At 64.6% G+C, this 14,927-nt stretch carries 13 protein-coding genes and 1 tRNA gene; 10 read left to right on the top strand and 4 right to left on the bottom strand.

The window, feature by feature from the left end:
• Positions 1–222: 222 nt before the first annotated feature.
• Positions 223–714, bottom strand: a complete 492-nt coding sequence (locus tag AB4Y63_RS19100) for a MarR family winged helix-turn-helix transcriptional regulator (RefSeq protein WP_441792647.1) — start codon at positions 712–714, stop codon at positions 223–225.
• A 189-nt stretch (positions 715–903) separates the two neighbouring features.
• On the opposite strand from AB4Y63_RS19100, the gene AB4Y63_RS19095 reads away from it, so the two are divergent.
• The 3 genes from AB4Y63_RS19095 to AB4Y63_RS19085 all read left to right on the top strand — a co-directional run bounded on the left by AB4Y63_RS19095 (position 904) and on the right by AB4Y63_RS19085 (position 3,488).
• A tRNA-Gln gene (locus AB4Y63_RS19095) sits at positions 904–975 on the top strand.
• Positions 976–1,086: 111 nt separating this feature from the next.
• A complete protein-coding gene (glmU, locus tag AB4Y63_RS19090; RefSeq protein ID WP_441792646.1) occupies positions 1,087–2,511 on the top strand; it encodes a bifunctional UDP-N-acetylglucosamine diphosphorylase/glucosamine-1-phosphate N-acetyltransferase GlmU in 1,425 nt (474 codons plus the stop codon).
• Positions 2,511–3,488 (top strand): ribose-phosphate diphosphokinase, encoded by a 978-nt coding sequence (locus AB4Y63_RS19085; protein WP_441792645.1) that lies wholly within the window; start codon positions 2,511–2,513, stop codon positions 3,486–3,488. The genes glmU and AB4Y63_RS19085 overlap by 1 nt, the downstream gene beginning before the upstream one ends.
• Positions 3,489–3,725: 237 nt before the next feature.
• On the opposite strand, the gene gndA is transcribed toward AB4Y63_RS19085, so the two are convergent.
• Positions 3,726–5,129: an NADP-dependent phosphogluconate dehydrogenase gene (gene gndA / locus AB4Y63_RS19080; protein ID WP_441792650.1), complete on the bottom strand. Its 1,404-nt coding sequence runs from the start codon at positions 5,127–5,129 to the stop codon at positions 3,726–3,728.
• A 256-nt stretch (positions 5,130–5,385) separates the two neighbouring features.
• On the opposite strand from gndA, the gene AB4Y63_RS19075 reads away from it, so the two are divergent.
• The 4 genes from AB4Y63_RS19075 (at position 5,386) to AB4Y63_RS19060 (ending at position 9,368) form a co-directional block, all read left to right on the top strand.
• The gene (locus AB4Y63_RS19075) at positions 5,386–5,898 is read left to right on the top strand and encodes a gluconokinase (RefSeq protein ID WP_441792644.1); all 513 of its coding nucleotides are present in this window, start codon (positions 5,386–5,388) and stop codon (positions 5,896–5,898) included.
• On the top strand, positions 5,898–7,298 hold the full coding sequence (locus AB4Y63_RS19070; RefSeq protein WP_441792643.1) for a GntP family permease: 1,401 nt from the start codon (positions 5,898–5,900) through the stop codon (positions 7,296–7,298). The genes AB4Y63_RS19075 and AB4Y63_RS19070 overlap by 1 nt, the downstream gene beginning before the upstream one ends.
• A 119-nt stretch (positions 7,299–7,417) precedes the next feature.
• Entirely contained in the window at positions 7,418–8,191 is a 774-nt protein-coding gene (locus AB4Y63_RS19065; protein WP_441792642.1) for an SDR family oxidoreductase, read from the top strand.
• A 136-nt stretch (positions 8,192–8,327) separates the two neighbouring features.
• Positions 8,328–9,368 carry an L-idonate 5-dehydrogenase gene (locus AB4Y63_RS19060; protein ID WP_441792641.1) on the top strand — a complete coding sequence of 347 codons (1,041 nt, stop codon included), beginning with the start codon at positions 8,328–8,330 and terminating at the stop codon, positions 9,366–9,368.
• A gap of 164 nt (positions 9,369–9,532) precedes the next feature.
• Here AB4Y63_RS19060 and AB4Y63_RS19055 read toward each other — a convergent pair whose 3' ends face one another.
• Complete coding sequence (locus AB4Y63_RS19055) at positions 9,533–10,249, bottom strand: FadR/GntR family transcriptional regulator (RefSeq protein WP_441792640.1); 717 nt, start codon at positions 10,247–10,249, stop codon at positions 9,533–9,535.
• 428 nt (positions 10,250–10,677) lie between these two features.
• Here AB4Y63_RS19055 and AB4Y63_RS19050 point away from each other — a divergent pair, with 428 nt between their 5' ends.
• Positions 10,678–11,256 carry a 50S ribosomal protein L25/general stress protein Ctc gene (locus tag AB4Y63_RS19050; RefSeq protein ID WP_441792639.1) on the top strand — a complete coding sequence of 193 codons (579 nt, stop codon included), beginning with the start codon at positions 10,678–10,680 and terminating at the stop codon, positions 11,254–11,256.
• A 38-nt stretch (positions 11,257–11,294) separates the two neighbouring features.
• Complete coding sequence (gene pth, locus AB4Y63_RS19045; RefSeq protein ID WP_441792649.1) at positions 11,295–11,876, top strand: aminoacyl-tRNA hydrolase; 582 nt, start codon at positions 11,295–11,297, stop codon at positions 11,874–11,876.
• Positions 11,877–11,956: 80 nt separating this feature from the next.
• Here pth and AB4Y63_RS19040 read toward each other — a convergent pair whose 3' ends face one another.
• On the bottom strand, positions 11,957–12,940 hold the full coding sequence (locus AB4Y63_RS19040) for a LacI family DNA-binding transcriptional regulator (RefSeq protein ID WP_441792638.1): 984 nt from the start codon (positions 12,938–12,940) through the stop codon (positions 11,957–11,959).
• A gap of 322 nt (positions 12,941–13,262) precedes the next feature.
• Here AB4Y63_RS19040 and AB4Y63_RS19035 point away from each other — a divergent pair, with 322 nt between their 5' ends.
• Positions 13,263–14,915: an amidohydrolase gene (locus AB4Y63_RS19035; RefSeq protein ID WP_441792637.1), complete on the top strand. Its 1,653-nt coding sequence runs from the start codon at positions 13,263–13,265 to the stop codon at positions 14,913–14,915.
• The last annotated feature ends 12 nt before the right edge of the window (positions 14,916–14,927 follow it).

Here is a 14,927-nt window from a genome sequence, read left to right as displayed (position 1 = left end):
GGTCTTGCCTTCTTGGGTGCGTTTGGCGACGTAGGAGATGGTTTCGGGATCGCTGTAGTAGCGGTTGAATGCGGTGGTCCGGAGAGCGCGGTTGAGCTGCCGGTCGCCACCGCGGTGGAGCCGGTGCTGGGTCGTGTTCCCTGACGAGGTCCGGTGACCGGATCTCGAGATCGGCCTGCGAGGTCTCGACAAGCTCGACCAACGGGATCGTCGGCTACCGAGTCAGTCGAAATCGAGCGAGAGCTTGCGCAACAGCCCGGCGAGGCGTTCCTGATCCGCCGCAGACAGGGTGGCGAGCAGTTCGGCCTCGGCGTCGACGAGCCGGGTGATCGCGGCATCCACACGCGTGAGCCCGCCCGACGTCATGCCGACCAGGATGCCGCGCCCGTCGTTCGGGTCGGTTCGCCGCGTGACGAGACCACGTTCGACGAGCCGGTCGATCCGGTTCGTCATGGTTCCGCTCGAAACGAGAGTCTGCTGCAGCAGCAACTTAGGGCTGAGCTCATACGGATGCCCGGCCCGGCGGAGCGCGGACAGCACGTCGAACTCCCACGACTCCAGTTCGGAGCGCGAGAAGGCGGTGCGCCGGGCGCGGTCCAGATGCTTCGACAGGCGGCCGACCCGCGACAGCACCTGCAACGGCGCAAAGTTCAGATCCGGCCGTTCGCGCAGCCAGGCGTCAACGATTCGGTCGACTTCATCACTGGCGGGCATCCCTCTATTATCGCGGCTCTCGAGCGAAACCCCGGGGAAGATGCAGCGTGCGCCCCAGTGTTTGTCGGCAAATCGGAGCGTGTGCGGCGGTGAGTTGCCCGCAAAGTTGTGCCCACACCCGCGTGCGCGGCGCGGCAAGCCTCTCTGATCTGGCAGACTTGAATGCGATACCGGCCCCGGCCGGCGTCATCCGCCGTGGTGTAATGGCAGCACGACAGCCTTTGGAGCTGTTAGGTCTAGGTTCGAGTCCTGGCGGCGGAGCACTTTTATTGCCAGTGACGATCTCAGCGACCAGCATCACCCGCTTCAGCACCTGCAGCATTTACGGCCCCGATCACCCGGAACAGTACCTGCAGAACTCAAGGAAACGATATGACAGACCAGAAACTCGCCATCGTTGTTCTCGCCGCTGGGCAGGGCACCCGAATGAAGTCGGCGCTTCCGAAGCTCCTGCACCCCCTCGCCGGCATGCCGATCGTGGGCCACGTGCTCGCCACGGTGCAGACCCTCGACGCCGCACACATCGTCTCGGTCGTTCGACACGAACGTGACAGCGTCGCCGCAGTGATCACTGCGCAGCTGCCCGAGAGCGTGATCGTCGACCAAGACGAGATCCCCGGAACCGGCCGTGCCGTCGAGCAGGCTGTCGCCGCGCTCCCGGCCGACTTCGACGGTGACATCCTCGTCGTCAACGGCGATGTTCCGCTGCTCGACGCCGACACGCTCGCCGAGTTCATCGCCGCGCACCGCGCCGGCCGGGCATCGGCCACCGTGCTCTCCGCGATCTTCGACGATGCGACCGGCTACGGACGCATCATCCGCTCGGAGTCCGGAAGCTTCGACCGCATCGTCGAGCAGAAAGACGCGACAGAGTCTGAGAAGGCCGTCGACGAGATCAACGCCGGCGTCTACATTTTCGCGGCCGCCGAATTGCGCGACCAGCTGGCGCACCTCGACACCGACAACGCGCAGGGCGAGAAGTACCTGACAGATGTCGTCGGTTTGCTCCGTGCGGCCGGCTCCGACGTCACCGCGGTGCCCGTCGCCCACTCGTGGCTCGTGGCCGGGATCAATGACCGCGCCCAGCTCAGCGAAGCCGCCCTCCGCCTGAACGCGTTGATTGTGCGTGGCTGGCAGCTGGCCGGCGTGACAATCGTCGACCCGGCGACCACCTGGATCGACCTCAAATCGCAGCTGGCTCCGGATGTGACGCTGCTGCCGGGAACACAGATCCAGGGGGCGACCGTGGTCGCCACCGGCGCGATCGTCGGACCAGACACCACCCTGCTCGACTGCGAGATCGGCGAGAACGCCGTCGTGAAGCGCACCGACGCAACCCTCGCGGTCGTCGGTGCCGGGGCATCCGTCGGACCATTCGCTTTTCTTCGACCGGGAACGATTCTGGGCGAGAACGGCAAGATCGGAACCTTCGTCGAGACGAAGAACGCGACGATCGGCGAGGGCAGCAAGGTTCCGCACCTCAGCTACATCGGTGACACCGTGGTTGGCGTCGGCTCCAACGTCGGAGCGGGCACCATCACGGCGAATTACGACGGTGTGAACAAGCACAAGACGGTCGTCGGCTCCCATGTTCGCACCGGATCGCACAACGTGTTCGTCGCCCCGGTTAGAATTGGTGACGGAGCCTACACCGGAGCGGGAACTGTCGTGCGCAAAGACGTTCCCGCTGGATCGCTCGCGATCAACGTGGCTCCGCAGCGCAACATGGCTGGCTGGGTTCAGGCCAACCGCCCAGGAACAGACGCGGCGAAGGCTGCATCAGAAAGCGGAGACTAGTGTCGGAGATCAAGACCAAGGGCGAGAAGCGACTAGTACTGGTATCGGGGCGAGCGCACCCGCAGCTGGCCACCGAGATCGCAGAAGAGCTTGGTTGTGATCTGGTTCCCACCGACGCACGCACCTTCGCGAACGGTGAGATCTACGCTCGATTCGATGAGAGTGTGCGCGGCAGCGATGCCTTCGTCATTCAGTCGCACACCGCGCCGATCAACGAGTGGCTGATGGAACAGCTGATCATGGTTGACGCTTTGAAGCGCGCCTCCGCCAAGCGCATCACGGTTGTCGCCCCGTTCTACCCCTATGCCCGTCAGGACAAGAAGGGCCGTGGCCGCGAGCCGATCTCGGCACGCCTTGTCGCCGACCTGTTCAAGGTCGCCGGCGCAGACCGCATCATGTCGATCGATCTGCACGCCGCTCAGATCCAGGGCTTCTTCGACGGCCCCGTGGACCACCTCTTCGCGATGCCGGTGCTGCTCAAGCACATGCGCGAGCAGCTCGATCCGTCGACGCTGACCGTCGTCTCTCCCGACATGGGCCGCGTGCGCGTCGCCGACATCTGGAGCGACAAGCTCGGCGCCCCCTTGGCCATCATCCACAAGCGTCGCGACCCGCTGGTTCCGAACCAGGTCTCCGTGCACGAGATCGTCGGCCAGGTCGAAGGCCGCGTCTGCCTGCTCGTCGATGACCTCATCGACACCGGCCGCACCATCGTCAAGGCTGCCGAAGCCCTGCGCGCTGCCGGTGCGATCGGGGTCGTCGTCGCAGCCACTCACGCCGTTTTCAGTGACCCGGCCATCGAACTCCTGCAGAGCGATGCGATCTCGTCTGTCGTCGTCACCGACACCCTCCCGGTGCCGGAGGAGAAGCGCTTCCCGACCCTGACCGTGCTTCCGATCGCACCGCTCTTGGCTCGCGCCATCCGCGAGGTCTTCGAAGACGGTTCGGTCACCTCGATGTTTGACGGTGCTGCGTAGCCCGTCACCGCACTGACACAGAACGCCCGCGCCCCGGAGCAAGCCCGGGGCGCGGGCGTTTTTCTGTGAGCGCAGTTTGCCTGGTGTGCCAGGCAAACTCGACCGCAACAGGCAAGATCGGCGCACGGGTCTGCGGCGGATGTCGCGGCGTACGCGAGCGGGCGCATCCGGGTCACAAACGCCGAGGGTGACCGTGACGGTCACACTCGGCGAGAGTGGTGGTACGAGTACTGCGAACTAGTGCGAGGAACCCGCCGACTCGATCTCGGTGCGGTCGCCCGACCACAGCGTGTGGAACGTGCCCGGCATGTCGACGCGCTTGTAGGTGTGTGCGCCGAAGAAGTCACGCTGTCCCTGCACGAGTGCGGCGGGCAGGCGCGGGCTGGCCAGCGAGTCGAAGTAGCTCAGGGCCGACGCGAAGCCGGGAACCGGGATACCCGACAGTGCGGCCGTCGAGACGATCCGGCGCCAGGCCGCTTCGCCGTCGGCGACAGCCTGGGCGAAGTACGGGTCAACGAGCAGGCTCGTGATCGAGGAGTCGTTCGCGTAGGCATCCTTGATGCGGTTCAAGAACTGGGCACGGATGATGCAGCCGCCGCGCCAGATCGTGGCGATGGCGCCCTTGTCGATGTTCCAGTCGTACTTCTCGGCACCGGCGATGATGGCGTCGAAGCCCTGCGCGTAGGCGACGATCTTCGAGGCGTAGAGCGCGGCGCGCACGTCGTCCTGGAAGGTGTGGCCGACAATGGCGATCTCCGGGCGGGCCGTGATGGTGGCGCGAACCGGTCCACGCTGCTCGGGGTGGCTCGACACAGCGCGGGCGAAGACTGCTTCGGCAATTCCGCCGACGGGAACGCCGAGGTCGAGGGCGTTCTGCACGGTCCAGACGCCGGTTCCCTTGGATCCTGCTTCGTCGAGCACGATGTCGACGAACGGCTTGCCGGTCTTCGCGTCAACCTGGCGCAGCACTTCGGCCGTGATCTCGATCAGGTAGCTCTCGAGCTCGCCCGTGTTCCACTCGGCGAAAATGTCGGCGATGGCGGCGGGGGAGTGCCCGCCGACCTGGCGGAGCAGGTCGTAGGCCTCGGCAATGAGCTGCATGTCGGCGTATTCGATGCCGTTGTGGATCATCTTGACGAAGTGACCGGCGCCATCCGTGCCCACGTGCGTGACGCAGGGGACACCGTCGACGACGGCGGCGATCGACTCAAGGATCGGGCCGAGGGTCTTGTACGCCTCAACGGAGCCGCCGGGCATGATGCTCGGGCCCTTGAGAGCGCCCTCTTCGCCACCGGAAATGCCGGCGCCGACGAAGTTCACGCCCGTGGCGCGCACCGTCTGCTCACGACGGATGGTGTCGTGGAAGTCGGCGTTGCCACCGTCGACGATGATGTCGCCGGGCTCGAAGAGCGCGGTGAGCTGGTCGATGACCGCGTCGGTACCCTTGCCGGCCTGCACCATGATGATGGCGGTGCGGGGGCGGGCGAGCGAGGCGACAAAGCCTTCGATGGTCTCGGAGGCGACGAAGCCGGCCTCGGGGTGCTCAGTGGTGAGCAGTCGGGTGCGTTCGGGGGAACGGTTGTACACGGCGACGGTGTTGCCCTCGCGGCTGGCCAGGTTGCGGGCGAGGTTCGAGCCCATCACCGCCAGTCCTACTACGCCAATGTTTGCCTGTGCTGCGCCGGTTTCGGCCACGTTCGCTCCTTCAGGTTGCTGGTTTTCAGACCACGTCAAGGCTACTGCGTCACCGGTGCGGATGCCGCCGACGGCGCCTGGCGAGTGATTTTGACAGAGCAGATGTAAATGTTAGCGTTTGACATTGAAATCTGATTTATTCAACGCTGAACGCGAAATGAACAGATCCAAAGCAGCATCTGATCTAAGTAGCGGAGCGTCAATGAGTGATGAAATCCAGTACCCCATCTGCGTGATGGGCGTTCAGGGAAGCGGGAAATCCACTATCGGCCGGTCTCTCGCCGCCGCCCTGGGTCTGCGCTTTTTCGATGGTGACGACCTGCACAGCGTCGAAGCCAAAGCCAAGATGGCCTCTGGGCATCCGCTTACCGACGACGACCGTCTGCCCTGGCTCGCGCGCATCGCCGAGGTCATCGCGGATGCCGCCTCCCACTGCGAGCCCATCGTCGTCGCCTGTTCAGCGCTCAAGCGCAGCTACCGCGACCTCATGCGTGAGACGGTTCCCTCCTTGTACTTCGCTCAACTCGAAGGCAGCCAGGCCTTGATCGCGGAGCGCCTCTCGCACCGCAACCACGAGTACATGCCCCCCACACTTCTCGATTCGCAGTTCGCCGCGCTGGAGCCTTTGGCCTCCGACGAGGCAGGAACGCGCGTTTCGCTCACGCTCACCCCCGACGAGATCGTCGCGGAAATCATGAAAGAGATAGGACACTGATGACCGATCTAGAGATGAACTGGGTGTTGTCGACACCCGCGCTTCTCGGCGTTGCCGCCGGAGCGATCGCACTGCTGCTGGTGCTGATCATGAAGTTCAAGGTTCACGCATTTCTAGCCCTCATCCTGGTCAGCCTGCTGACCGCCATCGCCACGGGCATCCCGAACGCGGCCTTGGTCAAGGTTTTGACCGACGGATTCGGCGGAACGCTGGCAACAGTGGCGCTGCTTGTGGGTCTCGGCGCGATGCTCGGCCGGATGCTGGAAACCAGTGGCGGCGCACAGGTGCTGACGGATGCCCTCATCCGCAAATTCGGTGAGAAGCGTGCCCCGCTCGCCCTCGCCGTTGCTTCGCTGATGTTCGGTTTCCCGATCTTCTTCGATGCCGGCCTGGTCGTCATGCTGCCGATCATCTACTCGGTGGCTCGCCGCCTGGGCGGATCGTTCCTGCTGTACGCCTTCCCGTCGGCCGTGGCCTTCTCGGTCATGCACATCTTCGTGCCGCCGCACCCGGGCCCTGTCGCGGCAACCGGCCTGCTCGGCGCCGATGTCGGACTCGTGCTGATCTTCGGTCTGCTCGTCGCGCTGCCCACCTGGTACTTCGTGGGGCACCTGTTCGGACGCTACGTCGGCAACAAGTACAACATTCCGGTTCCGTCGATCCTGCGGGGCACGACCAACGACTTCGTTGACTTCGCTTCCGCTCCCAAGCTCGGCACCATCTTGACCTTGCTGCTGCTGCCGCTCGTCCTGATCTTCATGAACACCGGCCTCAACATGCTCGCCACGGCCGGCGTCGTCTCGCTCGACGACACCTGGGTGCAGGTGCTGCGCATGCTCGGTGAGACCCCCGTCGCCCTGCTGATCACCGTGCTCCTCGGCATGATCTTGCTCGGGTGGAGGAAGGGCAAGTCGTCCACCCTGATCGAGGCTGTCGTCGACAGCGCCCTCGGCCCGGTGTGTGCCGTCATCCTGATCACCGGCGCCGGTGGAATGTTCGGTGGCGTGCTGCGCGCCAGCGGAATCGGCAATGCGATCGCCGAATCACTCGATCAGATCGGTCTGCCGGTCATCGTTGCCGGCTTCGTGATCGCCGCCGTCGTGCGTATCGCCCAGGGTTCGGCCACCGTCGCACTCACAACTGCTGCCGCTCTCGTGCAGCCCGTCGTGTTCGGCAACCCCGACTTCAGCCCGGTGCAGCTCGCCGCGATCGTGTTGAGCCTCGCTGCCGGTTCGGTGTTCGCCGGCCACGTCAACGACTCCGGCTTCTGGCTGGTGAGCCGGTTCTTCGAAATGGACACCAAGACGACGCTGAAGACCTGGACCGTTGGTCAGGCCCTCGTCGGTGTCATCGGATTCGTCATCGCGCTGACGATCTTCCTCGTCGCCGGATTGTTCTAGTTTGATCGGGGAGGGGAAGCGTGCTTCCCCTCCCTTTTCTGTACCTGCTTGACCTTCTTTACCTGTTTCACCTTCTGTACCTGCTTCACCCGTTGCCTCTTGCTGAAAGGCGGTGCCCGATGGCATCCACACTCTTCGACATCACGGGGCGCGTCGCGCTCGTCACCGGATCCAGCCGTGGAATTGGGCGGGCCATCGCCGACGGCCTGGCCGAAGCCGGTGCGATCGTCGTGCTGAACGGCGTCAACCCCGAGCGCCTCGCCGAGACCCACGCCGACTTCGTATCCCGTTTTGGCGCCGAGCGCGTGTTCGCGCGCGCCTTCGACGTGACGGATGCCGACGCCGTCGCCGCCGGGATCGCCTGGGTTGAAGAGACCATCGGTCCGCTGCGCATCCTCGTCAACAACGCCGGCGTGCAGCACCGTGTGCCGATGCTCGACCTCGACGTCGCCGACTGGGAGCGCGTGCTGAAGACCAACCTCACCAGCGCGTTCCTCGTCGGACGCGAAGCCGCACGCCACATGATTCCGCGCGGCGAGGGCAAGATCATCAACATCGCGTCGGTACAGACCGACCTGGCGCGCCCGACGATTGCGCCGTACACGGTGTCGAAGGGTGGCATCCGCAATCTGACCCGCGCCATGACGGCCGAATGGGCCGAGCACGGTCTGCAGATCAACGCCATCGCCCCCGGCTACATCCACACCGAGATGACTCAGAACCTCGTCGACGACGAGAAGTTCAACTCCTGGATTCTCGGCCGCACCCCCGCGCACCGCTGGGGCACCATCGAAGACCTCGTCGGCCCGGCCCTCTGGCTCGCCGGCGACGGTTCGAAGTTCGTCAACGGGCAGGTCGTCTTCATCGACGGTGGCATGACCGTCGTCGTCTGATCCGTCCTGACCCGTCCTGACCCGTCCTCCCCAGTTTTCCCATCCGGCGAGACTGCAGTAGTGGCCGCTTAGATCGCATGAAAGCGACCACAACTGCAGTCTCGCGGTGCAACACCCACGTCATTTAGGAGTCGCCATGTCAATTCCCACTGAAACGCTCGCCGTCGTCGCCCACGCTGCCGGAGACCTGCGCGTCGACACCATCGCTGTGCCGCAGCCGTCGGCCGGCGAAGCGCTCGTCGAGATCGCCTACGGCGGTATCTGCGGCTCCGACCTGCACTACTGGCAACACGGTGCGGCGGGGGAGTCGATCCTCAAGGCGCCGATGGTGCTCGGCCACGAGATCGTCGGCACCGTCGTGCAGCAGGCCGCCGATGGCAGCGGACCCGCCGTCGGCACACTCGTTGCCGTCCATCCCGCCACACCCGGTGCCGGCGACGGCTCGGCCTTCCCCGCCGACCGCCCGAACCTGTCCCCGGGCTGCACCTACCTCGGCAGCGCCGCGCGGTTCCCGCACACCGAGGGCGCTTTTGCGAAGTACGCTGCGCTGCCGACGCACATGTTGCGTGCGCTTCCGGCCGGACTCACGCTCCGCGATGCCGCGCTCACCGAGCCGGCGAGCGTCGCCTGGCACGCCGTCACGCGGGCCGGTGACCTGACCGGCAAGCGCGTGCTCGTGATCGGCGCCGGACCCATCGGCTCCCTCATCGTCGCCGTCGCCAAGCGCGCCGGCGCATCCGAGATCATCGCCACCGACATGCACGATCTGCCGCTCGAGAACGCGGTGCGGGTCGGCGCCACCGGCACCCTCAGGGCCACGGATGCCGACGCGATCGCCGCCGTCGCGGCCGATGTGGTCTTCGAATCCTCCGGCAGCCCGCGCGGTCTGGCTTCGGCCGTGCGCGGTGCCGTGCGCGGCGGGCGCGTCGTAATGGTGGGCTTGCTGCCCTCCGGTGAGCAGCCTGCGCTGATCTCGCTGGCGATCACCCGTGAGCTCGAGCTGGTCGGGTCGTTCCGGTTCAACGACGAGATCGATGAGGTGCTCACGGCACTCGCCGACGGATCCCTCGTCGTCGACCCCGTCGTCACGCACGAATTCGCCGCCGCCGACGCCCTCGAGGCGTTCGAGCTGGCCCGGGACTCGTCGCGTTCGGGCAAGGTGCTGTTGCGCTTCTAGTCGTGGTGGGGGCTAACTCAGGAAATCTCCGAGATCGCGGCCGGGACATCCGCAGGATCATGCCAATTTCGAATCTGGCGACGAGGGATTTCCTGAATTAGCCACCGGTGCAGTGAAAAGGATTGGCCCTCGGCGGCTTGGTGGGGTCGACCGCCGGAACCGGCTCAGGCGAAATACGGCCGGGGCGTGTCAGCCCAGGTCGGCTCGACCTCGGCGATCGTGCGCCGCATGATCAGTTCCATTGCCGCCCGCGCCTTGTCGGGGTGCCCGCCCTGAATGGCGTCGGCGACATCGACGTGCCACTGCAGCGCCGTCTCGTGCGGCCGCGTCGGCATCAGGCCGAGGTCGGTGCGGCCGGAGAGCACGGCGCCGATCGGCTCATCGAGACTGGCGAACATCTCGTTACCCGAGCCGTGCAATACCAAACGGTGAAACAGGATGTCCAACTCAAGAAAGCGGTTGAGGTCGCCCGCGCGCCCCACGGTGCGCATCTGTGCCGCCACCGCCATCAGCTGCGCTGAAACGTCTTCGGGGCAGTGCTTCGCGGCCAGCTCGGCGGCCATCGGCTCGACCGCGGAACGCAGCTCGCTCAATGAGCGCAGCTGAGCGCCCTTGGCGTCGCCTTCGAGGCGCCAGCGGATGACCGTCGGATCGTAGGCATTCCAGCGCTCCGGCGGCAGCACCCGGATGCCGATGCGGCGCACCGACTCGACCAGGCCCATCGCGGCGAGCACCCGGATTGCCTCACGGACGACCGAGCGGCTCACACCCTGGGTCTGAGCGATGTCATCGGAGTGGAGCACGGTTCCGGCGGGGGAGCGGCCGTCGATGACTGCGCGTCCCAAGGCGTCGGTGACACGGTTGTGAAGGCTGGACGGCATGGGTGCAAATGTACCGCGTACGGGCGGTTCGGTCTGGGTGCCTCGCCCGCGGCGGTACCGAATTCAGGAGCCGAGCGGCGAGTCGCGGGCGCAGGCCGCGAATTCGGCACCGAAACGGATGCGACACAGCTCCGTTCCTGAATTGGGTACCGGCAACGTGGATGGGCCAGATGGGCTAGAGGGGGCGTGTCGGCGGCGGTGGCCGCAATCAGCTAAACTTGACCCTTGAACTTCGGCGAGGGACGCCGCTTCCTGGAAACAGGGTGCAGCATCCGTTATCGACGCGGCGAAAAGGCCTTCGGCTTTTCCTCACGCTGACATGCGTTCGAGTTGAACCAGTATCCACCGCGAATCTCGCACAGCGAATCTCGCAGCGCGAACTCTCGCGACAACGAACTGGGCTGAAGAAGCCCGCAAGGAGAACCATCATGGCTAACGACAACAAGGTTTCCGCAGAACTGCGCGAAAAGTTCGGCAAGGGCTTCGCTCGTCGCCTGCGCGTTGACGGCAAGATCCCCGCAGTGATCTACGGCCACGGCACCGACCCGGTTCACGTTGCTCTTCCCGCACACGAGATGACTCTCCTGCTGCGCAAGGCCAACCAGGTTCTCGAGATCGACCTCGCCGGCACCACACACCTCGCCCTCGTCAAGGATGTTCAGCGCGACCCGGTTCGCCAGATCATCGAGCACCTCGACCTCATCGTCGTCGTCAAGGGCGAAAAGGTTCAGGTTGAAGTTGCTGTTCACACTTCGGGCGAGGTCTTCCCGGGCAACAACGTTGACCTGGAGACCAAGACCCTCCTGCTCGAGGTTGAGGCCACCCACATCCCCGAGTTCGTCACCATCGACATCTCGGGCCTCGAAGACGGCGCTCAGATCCACGCCAAGGACATCCCGCTGCCGGCCGGCGCTTCGCTCATCACCGACGCCGACCAGCTCATCATCAACGTCTACGCACCGCGTGGCGAAGAAGAAGCAGTCGCAGCAGCACCCGCTGCTGAGTAATCATTTTCAACTGGTTTCGTTCTAAGCGGAGGAATCCCCTGGATACGAATCTCTGGCTCGTAGTCGGGCTCGGTAATCCCGGGCCCGGCTACGCCGGCCACAGACACAATGTCGGTCAGATGGTTCTGGCCGAGCTTGCCCATCGGGTGCACGCGAATTTCAAGAGCCATAAAGCCAGCGCGCAGGTCGCTGAGGGGCGCACCGCCCCCGGCGGGCCCAAGCTCGTGCTGGCCAAGCCGAACTCGTTCATGAACGTGTCGGGCAAGTCCGTGTCGGCGTTGCTGCGCTTCTACTCGATTCCGCCCAGCCGGCTGATCGTCATTCACGACGAGCTCGACCTCCCGTTCGACAGCCTCAAGCTGAAAATCGGCGGCGGTCACGGCGGCCACAACGGGCTGCGCGACATCATCGCATCCACCGGAACCGGCGATTTCATTCGCCTGCGCGTCGGTGTTGGACGCCCGCCCGGTCGTCAAGACCCCGCAGACTTCGTGTTGCGTGACTTCACCGCGGCCGAGCGCGCAGTACTGCCGTCGATCATCGACGAAGCAGCGGATGCCGTCGAGCTCGTTGCCGTCGAAGGTCTCGCCTCCGCGCAGCAAAAGGTGCACAGCCCGTAACTCTCCCCGTCGGGAGGGGATACTGGCCTCTCGACGTGCCGCGTGTGCGGTAGGAAGCGGGCAGGAAGCGCCCTCGCGCTCTAGCCGGACTCGCGGATTCGCAGAGGCGCGCCCACCGGCACCCGCACCGGAACGGTCGGCCGAGGTTGATCGAGAAGCGAGATCAGAAGCTCAGCGCACGCCGCACCGAATTCACGCGGCTGAAGGTCGACTGCGGTAATGCGCGGCGTATGAAATTCCATGAGCGGGCTGTCCACTCCCGAGATGAGCTTGATTGTTTCGCCCACTCGGTGATCGAGTGTGCGCAGGATTCCCGCAACACGAACGGCGATGCCGTCTCCGCCCGCGAGGATCGCATCGCAACCGATCGTCGGTTCGACCCACGGCCGAAGAACGCCGGCGAGAGTGTCATTCGATGCGTGGGTGTCGAGGACGAGCACTCGCGGCTCTTTCCGATGCTTCGCGCACCACCAGCGATAGGCCTTTTCGAGCTCAGCCGCCCAGGACGAGACCTGGTCGATGAGCAGCAACCCTGGCCGCTCAGCCCCCTGATGCAGAAACCGGTCGAACACCTCGACAGTGCTCTGAAAGTTGGGTGACTCGACGATTCCCCACGGATCGGGGAGGGTGACGTCTGGCGCATCTCCCGATACGACGGGAAGGTCCTGCCGCAGAATCACCTCGACCCCGGGATCGTCAGAGTGCGGCTCGACCAGGATGAATCCGTCGACGGACGGCACCTCAATACGTGGTTGATTCGAGATGCTGGGAACGATGAGCAACGACGTGTCGTGTTGCTGCAAGGTGTTCGCGACGCCCACGGTGACCTCGTTGTAGTAGCCGAAGTGCACGGCGGAATTGGGCATATAGAGCCCCACGCTGCCCGTCCTGGATTGGCGAAGGGCCCGACCCAGACGGTTGACCCGATACCCCGTGTCATCGAGAATCGCAAGGATTCTCTGCCGGGTCTCTTCAGAAACGCCCTTCTTGCCGTTGACGACCAAGGAGACCGCGGTCGTCGACACCCCCGCAATGTCTGCGACTTCAGTGAGTGTTATGGCCATCTGATTGCCTCCGATTGAAACGCTGCCTTCTCCTCGTCGGAGGAAACCACTCTGCCTCCGGTGAGGAGGTCTTGGCCCGAAGCCCACCCTTCGCTGACGCCGATCATCGCCCCCACCCGCTCCTTCGCGCATCGCCGAACAACTTTAACTTTATCGATTAAGTAGTTTTACTTGATCGATTAAGTGAATTGGTTGTAGGGTCCAGGTTAATCGATTTAGTGCCGTGAGGGCAACTAGTGCGAAGTGGCAGTCGGAGCGTGCATACGCGCCCTTCTGCGGCGTTGCGTCGGGTCGGAAATTTCAACGAATGAGGTTGTGCAGCGTGCAGCAATTGGATTTGGCTTTCGTCAACGGAAGCGTCTTCGACGGCCTGTCAGACGCCCCGGTCGCGATGAGCGTCGGCGTGCGCGACGGCATCATCGTGACGCTTGACGCTGCGCAGGTTGACGCAGGTATCACTCCGGCCACGCGTGTTGTCGACTTGGCCGGACGTCTGCTGCTCCCCGGATTCATCGACGCTCATGTGCATCCGGTCGAAGGGGGCATCGAACGGCTCGGCTGCGATCTCTCGTCGGGATCGAACCGGGAGGAGTACCTGGAGCTGATCGGCGACTATGTGCGCACGCATCCCGACCAGGACTGGATCATCGGCGGAGGCTGGAAACAGGCCGCATTCCCCGGCGGCAACCCGCATCTTCGCGACCTCGACGCGATCTCGACGGTGAAGCCGATGATCATCTCCAACCGTGATCACCACAGCGCCTGGGTCAATTCGGTGGTGCTGCGCATGGCCGGCATCGACAAGGACTACCCAGATCCTGTCGACGGCCGCATCGAACGCGACGAACTCGGCAATCCGACCGGAACGCTCCACGAGGGTGCGCGGATGTTGGCGCTTCGCCTTGCCCCGGCTCCCACGAAACGGGGATCCCTCGAAGGCCTGCTGGAGGCCCAGCGCTATCTCCACTCCTTTGGGATCACGGGCTGGCAGGATGCCTTGATCGGTGACTACGGCAACCACAGCGCTGACATCGTTGACGCCTACCAGGAAGCGATCGACACCGACCGCCTGCGCGCACGAGTGAACGGCGCGATCTGGTGGGAGCGCGAGCAAGACGAGTCGCAGATCGAGACCGTGTTGGCGCTGCGGGAACGCTTTCAGCATGAGTTCTTTCGGGTGACGACGGTCAAGATCATGCAAGACGGCGTCACTGAAAACATGACGGCCGCCATGACCGCGCCGTATGTCGTCGCCGGTCACTCCTGTTCCCACGCCGAGACCGGACTGTCATTCTTGGAACCCGCAAAGCTCGACCACTTCGTCACTCTGCTCGACTCCCACGGTCTGCAGGTGCACTTCCACGCCATCGGCGACCGCGCGGTGCGTGAATCCCTGGACGCGGTTGCGGCGTCGCGGGAGAAGAACGGCGACACCGGACCCACCCACCACATCGCCCACGTGCAAGTCATCCACCCCGATGATCTGTCTCGATTCGCCGAACTCGACGTTGCGGCGAACATTCAGGCGCTCTGGGCCGCCAACGACCCGCAGATGGTCATGCTCAACCTGCCGATTCTCGGCGAGGAGCGCACGCCGTGGCAGTATCCGTTCGCAAGTCTGCAGGCGGCGGGCGCCCGACTGTGCGCGGGTTCGGACTGGCCAGTGACCAGCCCCGATCCCTGGCTCGGGATCCATGTCGCGGTCAACCGCCAGCACCCGTCCGGGCATCCCGACTTCAACTCCGAGGTTTTCGTTCCCCAGGAACGCATTTCACTCGATGCGGCCCTCCGTGCGTACACGAGTGACAGTGCCCGCATCAACAACCGAGGGAGCTACTCGGGGGCGATCAAAGAGGGTTACGTCGCCGACCTCGTCGTGGTCGACCGCAATCCGTTCGACCACCCCACGAGCCAGATCGGCGCCACCACGACGCTTGAAACGTTCTTCGCCGGTGAATCCGTCTACATCGCCTGATCACCCCTCGTA

Source organism: Leifsonia sp. YAF41, assembly GCF_052113185.1.
Lineage (GTDB): Bacteria > Actinomycetota > Actinomycetes > Actinomycetales > Microbacteriaceae > Cryobacterium.
Note: the sequence above shows the minus strand (reverse complement) of the source record. Positions and strands in the feature narration are given on the sequence as shown.

Bases quoted from the DNA above. Each gene is read 5' to 3' on its own strand.
- AB4Y63_RS19040 (WP_441792638.1), bottom strand. From the start codon at position 12,940: ATGGCCATAACACTCACTGAAGTCGCAGACATTGCGGGGGTGTCGACG.
- AB4Y63_RS19070 (WP_441792643.1), top strand. From the start codon at position 5,898: ATGACCGATCTAGAGATGAACTGGGTGTTGTCGACACCCGCGCTTCTC.
- AB4Y63_RS19055 (WP_441792640.1), bottom strand. From the start codon at position 10,249: ATGCCGTCCAGCCTTCACAACCGTGTCACCGACGCCTTGGGACGCGCA.
- AB4Y63_RS19100 (WP_441792647.1), bottom strand. From the start codon at position 714: ATGCCCGCCAGTGATGAAGTCGACCGAATCGTTGACGCCTGGCTGCGC.
- glmU (WP_441792646.1), top strand. From the start codon at position 1,087: ATGACAGACCAGAAACTCGCCATCGTTGTTCTCGCCGCTGGGCAGGGC.
- AB4Y63_RS19060 (WP_441792641.1), top strand. From the start codon at position 8,328: ATGTCAATTCCCACTGAAACGCTCGCCGTCGTCGCCCACGCTGCCGGA.
- gndA (WP_441792650.1), bottom strand. From the start codon at position 5,129: ATGGGCTCGAACCTCGCCCGCAACCTGGCCAGCCGCGAGGGCAACACC.
- AB4Y63_RS19050 (WP_441792639.1), top strand. From the start codon at position 10,678: ATGGCTAACGACAACAAGGTTTCCGCAGAACTGCGCGAAAAGTTCGGC.
- AB4Y63_RS19075 (WP_441792644.1), top strand. From the start codon at position 5,386: ATGAGTGATGAAATCCAGTACCCCATCTGCGTGATGGGCGTTCAGGGA.
- AB4Y63_RS19065 (WP_441792642.1), top strand. From the start codon at position 7,418: ATGGCATCCACACTCTTCGACATCACGGGGCGCGTCGCGCTCGTCACC.